Origin of the sequence: Syntrophothermus sp. (assembly GCF_013314835.1) — a bacterium.
In the GTDB taxonomy this organism is placed as follows: domain Bacteria; phylum Bacillota; class Syntrophomonadia; order Syntrophomonadales; family Syntrophothermaceae; genus Syntrophothermus; species Syntrophothermus lipocalidus.
The window spans coordinates 1-3,824 of record NZ_JABUEX010000119.1; the positions used below are offsets into that span (position 1 = coordinate 1).

The 3,824-nt window shown below is 54.5% G+C and carries 1 protein-coding gene; it reads left to right on the forward strand.

The genetic code is table 11. From position 1 onward, the window contains the following. Positions 1–3,824, forward strand: a 3,824-nt coding sequence (locus HPY90_RS15265) for an ATP-binding protein (RefSeq protein ID WP_287195759.1), incomplete at both ends; no start/stop codon positions are given.

Genomic DNA, 3,824 nt, shown 5'->3' on the forward strand with positions numbered 1-3,824 from the left:
CTCTTTCTCAGTCGCACCGGGAAGGTATTATCCTCGGCAATCTGAACCCGGATATCTTGTTAATCAGCCTTCAGGACGATAGGGTGTGTTTTGCAGATTCTGGCCGCCCAGCGGGACGAGATACCGATCCCGAGAGCCTATTCTACCTCGCACCGGAGCAGACGGGGCGCTTGAACCGGCCGGTGGACCTACGGGTAGACCTGTTTTCGCTAGGCGTGATCTTTTATGAGATGCTGACAGGCCGGCTGCCCGTAGAGGGTAAGAGCAGGCTGGAATGGTTCCATAACCTGATGGCCGGGGATATTAGACCTCCCCATGAGGTGGACAGGGAAATCCTGGTGGTCGTTTCTGATATCGTGATGAAGTGCCTGGCCAGGGACCCGGACAAGAGGTATCAATCCGTTGAAGGTGTAAGAAGAGATCTGTGTCGATGCCTTGATGAATGGGAACAGCATAGTGCTGTTCCTCCTTTTAAGATTGGTCAATACGATGTTCCCGCCGCATTTCATCTCTCGACCGGATTCTACGGCAGAGAACGGGAACTCGATCTCCTGCAGGCGTCCTTTGAAAGGGTAGGGCGCGGTCCGGCCGAAGTCGTTTTGGTTGCAGGACAGGCGGGGATCGGCAAGACAAGGCTGATCCAGCAGTTTGGCAGGCAGGTTCAAAGAGCGCAGGGATTCTTCATAAGCGGGAAGTTCCAGTCTCTCAAGAGCGAGGCACCCTATGGTCCCATAATTGATGCGTTTGAGCAGTTGTTTCAATGGCTCATGAGCCGAAGCCAGGAAGAAGTAACCGCCTGGCAAGAGTTAATCCTCGCTAAGTTGGGAGCGAACGTTTCCCTGGTCGCCGCACTAATGCCGTACATGGAACGGCTCACCGGCAAGCGGCCGGGAGTGGAGACCGCTTCAAGCGTAGAAGCCAGAGAGCGCCTCTTCTATGCCTTTTCTCAGTTGCTTCAGTTGTTCGCCAGAGAAGACGCCCCTTTGGTGCTCTTCCTTGACGACCTGCACTGGGCCGACCATGAGTCTTTAAAGATCCTGGAATCAATTCTCCTCGAACACGAGGTCCGCCACTTCTTGCTGATAGGCACCTACCGGGATGAGGAAGTCCCCTCAGGACACATTCTGATGGAGACTATCAAGTCGATGGAGCGCAAGGCGAACCGGTTCAGGACAATCAGTCTGTCCCCCCTCGACGTCCGAGAGGTAGAGGAGTTCACTGCGGCCAGCCTTTGCTGCAGCGTGGAAGAGGCAAGGCCGCTCGCCGGGTTCCTGTATCAAAAGACCGGGGGTAACCCGCTTTTCGTAAGAGAATTGCTCCAAGCTATGCACAAGAAGGAACTCATTTTACCCAGACCCGGCGGCGGCTGGCAGTGGGACCCACATCAAATAGAACAAACCGAAATCGCCGGTGATATAGTCAGCTTTCTGGTGGATAAAATCACACTGCTCCCCGACGAGAGCAAGAGCCTGCTGCGGTTTGCCGCCTGTATCGGGACCACGTTCGACATACAGCTGCTAGCAGCGGTCTCTGGCCAACCCGCCGACATTATCGAAGAGCGCTTGAGCGGTTGCATTGGGGAGAGGCTAATCCAGAAGGTCGATGGGAGAGTCTATAGTTTTGTTCACGACCGGGTGCACCAGGCCGCATACCTCTTGACCCACGACGAAGACAAAAAGGCTATCCACTATCGCCTGGGCTGTCTGATGCTGGAGGGAATGGGGGAGTCCTCTGAGGAAGGGAAGGGGTCCGACCCGGCGGCTTTCTTTACGGCAGTCAACCACTTGAACCTGGGAACAGAATTGCTAATCAAGAATAATGAGAGAATCCGCGGCGCAGAGTTAAATCTCCTCGCTGGGAAAAGGGCCAAGCAGGCATCGGCTTTCGCCGCTGCCCTAGAGTACCTGAAGACAGGCTTGGGTCTACTGGAGGAAAAGTGCTGGGAGACTGACTATCCATTGGTTTTCCAACTGCACCTTGAGTACCTGGAATGCCAGTACCTGTGCGGCTGTTATGATGAAGCAGAGAAACTCTACCAGGAGCTGTTAGGAAAAGCCCGGAACAAGTTGGATAGAACGCAACTGCGTCAAGTCGCGATTTTGTTCGCTACCAAGAACGACTTTGATAAAAAGGCTATCCAAGTGGGATTAGAGGGACTGCGGGAATTGGGGCATGACCTTCCGGCGAACCCATCCACGCTTTACATCGTCCGAGAGTTGATCAAGGTCAAAAGGCTGATAAGAAAGACAGGAATTGACCGGATATTGGAGCTGCCGCCGGCGCGCGGTGAGGAACTCCAGGCGGCTTCCAACCTGCTCGTCGCCATCTCACCATGCGCCTACAACAATAGTGAAGACCTACTGTTCGCCATTGCCCTGAAGATCTGCGAACTTTCCTTGCGCTTTGGCCATTTTGCCAACTCCGGCTCAGGTTATCTGATGCTGGCCATGGTGAGCGTTATTCGATTGAAAGACTTTCAAACCGGGATCCCACTGGGGAAGACAGCCCTGCGCCTGGCGGAACGATACGGAACTCCGGCCGAGAAGTATACCGTCGACTTTTTGTACGGGGCCTTCTTCCTCCCCTGGCTGGAACACACGCGGCAGGGTGAATCTTACCTGGAAAAGGCAAAGGAAGCTAGTCTCATTTCCCGCGATTTTACCTATGCCGGGTACGCCATGACTTTTTCGCTTGTTTCGAAACACTTTAGGGGCGTGCCGCTGCACGAGCTGGCGGAGCAAATACGGGAGAGTCTCCGCTTCGCGTCCAAAGTGAAAGACCCGTATTTTTCCTGCTTTCTGACCATATACCGCCAAATGGTCCTCGCGCTGCAGGGTCTAACCTGGGGACCTGGCAGTTTCAGTGATGATACTTTCGATGAAGAGGGATTCATCCGAGGGGATGCAGGCTACCAGATCAGGGAAAAAGAGCTTTTCGACTATTACCTTTGCAAGAACCAAGTTTACTACCTCAGTGGCGATTATGAGCGGGCACTGCCTTTGTTAAAGGAAGCCGAACGGTTGACGAAACTCTACTTTGGCGAAGTTTATCTTGCTGACCACGCCTTCTATTATTGCCTGACAGTCACGGCAATGTACCACTCCTTCTCAATCAAGGAAAAGAGGGCGTTCTGGTCGTTACTGTCGAAAAAACACCGCCAGATGAGGCAGTGGGCCCGGCACTGCCCGGACAATTTCGAGCACAAACGGCTGCTCGTCGCGGCGGAGATGGCCCGCATACGACGGCAAAACGAAAAGGCTGCCTTGCTTTATGATCAGGCTATCCGATCGGCAAGAACCTATGGCTTTATCCAAAATGCTGCCATTGCGAGCGAGTGCGCAGCCAGATTCTACTTCTCCAGGGGCCTGACCGACCTGGCCCAGAAATACATAGGAGATGCCTATGAGGGTTATCGCACCTGGGGGGCGCGGATGAAAACAGAGCAGCTTCGATCCCAATACCCGTGGCTGGCAGAGGAGGAAGACAGTGCGGCAGCGGCCTCCGGGTCGGAGGGACCGCGGTCCGCTTTGACACGCCGCGACTTGTCACAAATGGTGGACATGGAAGCCATTTTCCAGGCTGCCCAGCTTCTGTCCGGGGAAATCATTCTGGAAGACTTGCTGAAAAGAATGATGGAAACGGTCATGCAAGACGCCGGCGCCACTCGGGGAGCCCTTCTTCTGCCGAAAGGCGAGCGCTTGTACATAGAAGCTCAGGTGGAAACCGGCCTTCAACAAGAAGACGCCGAAGTCCTTCAGTCCATACCCCTGGAAGAATGCGACCTTCTGCCGCGATCGGTGATCAATTACGTCGCCAGGACCGGC